Raw genomic sequence first — 4,849 nt, forward strand, 5'->3', positions numbered from 1 at the left:
TCGCCGCGTTCTTTCAATTTCAGCTGATCTTCAAACCTTTCACGCTGTTCAAGAGGATCATTCAGCTCGGAATATGCATTTGCAATTTCCCTTCCGTTAATAAATAGCTCAAACCGCTCCACCATTCCTTTTTTGGTCCGGTGCTTTTTGGTAAGCGGCGACATTTCAACCGGGTGGTCAGTAATGAAAGTTGGCTGAATAATATGCTCTTCCACTTTCTCACCAAATATCTCGTCAATCAGCTTTCCTTTACCCATGCTGTCGCTCACTTCCATTCCCCACTGCCTGCATTGTTCACGTATTGCCTCCTCGTCAAGTGCGTCCACATTAAGTCCGGTATATTGATGTATCGCATCTGTGATACTCAGCCTCGGATAAGGTCCTGCAAAATCAAGCTCCACATCCCCAAACTTAGCTTTGGTAGTTCCATTGACCTGAATAGCTACTTTTTCAAGTAGCTCCTCAGTCATTTTCATCATCCAGATGTAATCTTTATAAGCTACGTACAGCTCCACGGTAGTAAATTCCGGGTTGTGCGTGCGGTCCATTCCCTCATTCCGGAACAGCTTTCCAAATTCGTAAACACCATCAAATCCACCTACAATCAGTCTTTTCAGGTGAAGCTCTGTGGCAATCCGCAGGTATAATCCAAGATCCAGTGCATTGTGGTGCGTGACAAATGGCCGCGCAGCTGCGCCTCCGTGAATGGATTGCAGTACCGGGGTTTCCACTTCCAGCCAGCCATTTGAGTCGAAGTACGACCGCATTGTCGTGATAATCCTGGCGCGTTTGACGAAGATATCACGTACCTCCGGGTTCACGATCAGATCCACATAGCGCTGGCGGTACCTTAGTTCCGGGTCAGTAAAACCGTCGTAAATGTTACCTTCCTCGTCGCGCTTTACAACTGGCAGCGGGCGGAGAGATTTATTTAAAATCTTGAACTCCTGCACATGGACAGAAATCTCGCCCGTTTGTGTAGTGAATACAAACCCGGTAATTCCAATGATGTCACCGATGTCCAGCAGTTTCTTAAAAACCGTATTGTACAGGGTCTTATCTTCTCCGGGACAAAGATCATCCCTTCTGAAATATAGCTGAATGCGACCTGTGCTGTCCTGAAACTCGGCAAACGCTGCACTTCCCATAACGCGGAAGCCCATCAGCCGGCCGGCCATTGACACAGTTTTGTAGTCGATCTTATTGTTCTCGTAGTTCTTAAGGATATCCCCTGCGTATGTGTTCACCACAAACTCCTCAACCGGGTAAGGCTCGATCCCCAGCTTTATCAACTCTTCGCGCTTTTGGCGGCGCAATATTTCCTGTTCGCTTAGTAGCATTGTTGCTGCGATATGTTTGACTATATGAAACTGATCTCAGAAAGAGTCGGCAAAACTACGATTTTTTGCCTTGAATAGCGAAGGTGAACCTTTAAGATGCCTCACTTGGTTGAAGCAATATAGGCTGGCACGTTATTAATGGATGTATATTGCTGCAGCCGGCGCTACGATGCTATCCTGCTAAGAGCAATTGCGTTAAACCCCTCGTTTCATGTTTGCAAGAGTATTGAAAATCTTTGGAATTGTTGTCCTCTGTGCCGTTTTCATGTTTGCAGCAGTTGAAATATGGGTGGACAGAAATAAGGAAAGAATATTCAGAAGTGTTCAGGAGCTCGTGAATGAAAACCTGAATGGAACCCTCGAAATAGAAGACTTCAAATTCCGCCCTTTCTACGGCGGTTTAGGATTGAATTTTACATTATCCAAGGTCAGGCTTACCGATAGCCTTTTTACCACGCACCAAAAGCCTTTTCTGGAAGCTGAGCTGATCCATGTTGCGTTGGATCTGAAAGGTTTTTATAAGGGAAATATCAAAATCAAAAACCTGGTGTTGCAGGATGGTTCGCTGAACCTGTTTACCATGCGCAATGGATATTCCAACCTGACGATCTTTCAATCCGGAGAAGGAAAAGACAAGAAGAAAAAGTCGGGTAGCAACAATATAGTTGAAAAGTTTGGCCACCTCCGTTTTATCAATTTCGGGGTGATGTTTGCCGATTCGGTTAAGAAAAAGTACTACGGTGCGCTTTTCCATGACGCTACGAATATTGTCACAGTCACTGACAGCACGTCTAATTCCAGTTTCAAAGGCGCTGTTTTATTCAGGGGACTTACTTTCAAGCCCGAGAAAGGCGGATTTCTCATCAACCAGGAAACCAGCCTGGATCTTTCGCTTGCATTTGATAGTGAAAACAAGAAGTTAAAAATATATCCCTCGATCCTGGAAAGCGCCACGCACGACAAAATCAACATCAATGGAGAGTTTGACTTTTCAGATACGATCAGGAAATTCAGAATGAACTTCTCTGCCAATCAGATTGAAGTGGACAATGCATTGCCGCTGTTAACCAGAAAACTCCGGAGCCAGATTGACTCCCTCGGCGTTAAAGCCAAAGTAGATACGAAGGTGAATGTAGCTGGCCAGCTTTCCGCAGTGCAGCCGCGGGTAGACGTGAAATTTGAAACAGATACATTCAAATATGACCTGCCCGTAGGAACACTCAGGCAGATCAAAGCTTTTGGAACATTTACAAACCAGGCCGATACTTCGCGTATTCCAGATGTACGCAATTCAGCTTTAACAGCGCCTAAAATCACGGGTCTGTTTGAGAAAATACCATTTCATTTTAAGTTTTCGGTTAAAGATTTCAGGTCTCCCCGGGCTGTGCTCGAAGGGCATGTACTGGCGGACTCCACTAACCTGGGCTCGCTGCTCGATCCGGACAGGTACGTTTTCAAAAAAGGAACTGCCAGGATTGATTTTCATTTCAATGGAAGTTTAAAAAATTTCTATAATGCCCGGGAAGACAAGTTTGACGGGAAAATAACCGGTAGGGCAATCGTCAATAATATTGCAATGGATTACCTGCCGCGGAAAGTACATCTTTCCAAGATCGATGGCGAATTCAATTTCAATGAAAAAGCGGTCGTGTTCCAGGATTTGCATTTCTCCGACGGGCAGAATATGCTCTACATGCGCGGAAAGTTGATTGACCTGTTACCTTATCTCTTTGGCTCGCGCAAGCCTTTGCGCGCTACTGTGGATATTAATATCCCGAAATGGAAGCTCAACTGGCTGGAAAACCTGTTTGCTGCGAGAACCAATGCGCCGGAAAACAAGCGTCGGAAATTAAGATTATCACAGCTGCTCGATAATGCGATCGATCAAATGGAAATCACTGCTAAACTGGATACCAAAGAGCTGCAATACCGCCAGTTTACCGCACGGGACGTGAAGGGTGAGTTTACAATTAAAGATAATGCAGTCAGGATCGAGTATTTCGTGATGAAGGCATTTGGAAAGGGTAGTATGCGGATAGCGGGGAATATGGATAACTCCGGTCGCGGACAGCTGCCGCGAATGGCGGTGAAGGGAAAGATCGTCAATGCAGATGTGCATTCCGTATTTTATTCCTTCGATAATTTTGGTCAGAAAGCCATTACAAGTGATAACATCAAGGGTGTTCTCAATACTGACTTCAAGTTCGAGGCCAACCTGAACAATAATGTCCGTTTAGTGCCGGCGACCATGCGCGGGGAGCTGTCCTTTGACCTTTCAAACGGGTACATTATCAATTTCGAGCCTTTCATGAAAATGAAGCGGCTTATTTTCAAGAAGCGTAATTTTGAGCGCGTTCAGTTTGCTCCTATACGTAATAATATCAGGTTGGTAGGTCAGGAAATCCAGATTGCGCCCATGGAGATCGAATCCAATGTGCTCACACTTTACCTGGACGGTGTTTACAGTTTTGGTAACAAAACGGATATGAATATTCAGATCCCGCTAAGCAACCTTAAAAAGCGGGATTCTACCTACGTACTTGATCCTAATAACAAGGAGAAAAAAGACGGCTCGAAGATTTTCCTCCGCGCAATCGACGAGAAAGGCGAGGTGAATATCAAGCTCGCTTTCCGACGCAGGAAGGACAAGAACAAACAAAAGGATGATCAGGTCGAAGCAGATTCGCTCAGTGTTCAGAAGTAAGCTTTATGCAAGCTCGTTACTGAACATATAGCCTACGCCTTTCAAAGTTTTTATGTATTGATCGCCTAATTTTTCCCTTAGCTTTCTGATATGTACGTCAACTGTGCGTTCAAGCACATAAATGTCGGCTCCCCAGATCTTTTGGAGCAGCTCGTCGCGGCTGAAAACCTTATTGGGTGTTTGAGCAAGGAAAAACAGCAATTCGAATTCCTTCTTAGGTAATACAATCGCTTTTTCACCCGCCTGGGTTACCGTATAGTTCTTGCGGTTAATCGAAAGGTCGAGTATATCAATAGTATCTCCTGACTCAGCTTTCTGAGCTTCCCGGCGGAACAATGCATTAATGCGGCTCATTAACGCGCGCGGCTTGATCGGCTTGGTAATATAATCGTCAGCGCCCACGTCAAATGCAGCTACCTCCGAATACTCCTCGGAACGCGCAGTCAGGAAGAGGATATAAGTATTTTTGATGTCAGGATTCTGGCGAAGGATTCTTCCGGTTTCAATGCCGTCAAGCTGCGGCATCATAATGTCCAGGAGAATCAGGTCCGGGGTAAAAGTTTTTGCAATTTCAATTGCTTTCTTCCCGTTCGATGCTGTGAGAACAGAGTAGCCTTCCTTGGTTAAATTATATTCGAGAAGCTCGACGATATCGGAGTCATCATCCACTACAAGTACTTTCGGTGCCGATACAGCGGATTTAGTGGTGCTCATTGCTAGTAGGATTAAAACGCAATTCGAAATTAGAGGATGTGATGTTCACATTACATGTATCGCGCTATTATTAACACAAACTTAATATCAG

3 protein-coding genes are annotated in these 4,849 nt (G+C 45.0%); 1 reads left to right on the plus strand and 2 read right to left on the minus strand.

Going from position 1 to position 4,849, the window contains the following annotated elements; genetic code table 11:
* Nucleotides 1–1,340 (minus strand): lysine--tRNA ligase (gene lysS, locus ACTIE6_RS17660; protein ID WP_439557897.1); only part of this gene is annotated, 1,340 nt, incomplete at its 3' end.
* A gap of 211 nt (nucleotides 1,341–1,551) precedes the next feature.
* Between lysS and ACTIE6_RS17665 the strand changes: the two genes are divergently transcribed.
* A complete protein-coding gene (locus tag ACTIE6_RS17665) occupies nucleotides 1,552–4,044 on the plus strand; it encodes an AsmA-like C-terminal region-containing protein (protein WP_439557898.1) in 2,493 nt (830 codons plus the stop codon).
* A 3-nt stretch (nucleotides 4,045–4,047) separates the two neighbouring features.
* Here the strand turns inward: ACTIE6_RS17665 and ACTIE6_RS17670 are convergent, their stop codons facing one another.
* Nucleotides 4,048–4,758: a response regulator transcription factor gene (locus tag ACTIE6_RS17670; protein WP_439557899.1), complete on the minus strand. Its 711-nt coding sequence runs from the start codon at nucleotides 4,756–4,758 to the stop codon at nucleotides 4,048–4,050.
* Between the last annotated feature and the right edge of the window lie 91 nt (nucleotides 4,759–4,849).

The organism is Dyadobacter sp. (genome assembly GCF_051859145.1).
GTDB lineage: Bacteria > Bacteroidota > Bacteroidia > Cytophagales > Spirosomataceae > Dyadobacter.

Coding starts and splice junctions, on each gene's coding strand:
- ACTIE6_RS17670 (WP_439557899.1), bottom strand. CDS start 4,758: ATGAGCACCACTAAATCCGCTGTATCGGCACCGAAAGTACTTGTAGTG.
- ACTIE6_RS17665 (WP_439557898.1), top strand. CDS start 1,552: ATGTTTGCAAGAGTATTGAAAATCTTTGGAATTGTTGTCCTCTGTGCC.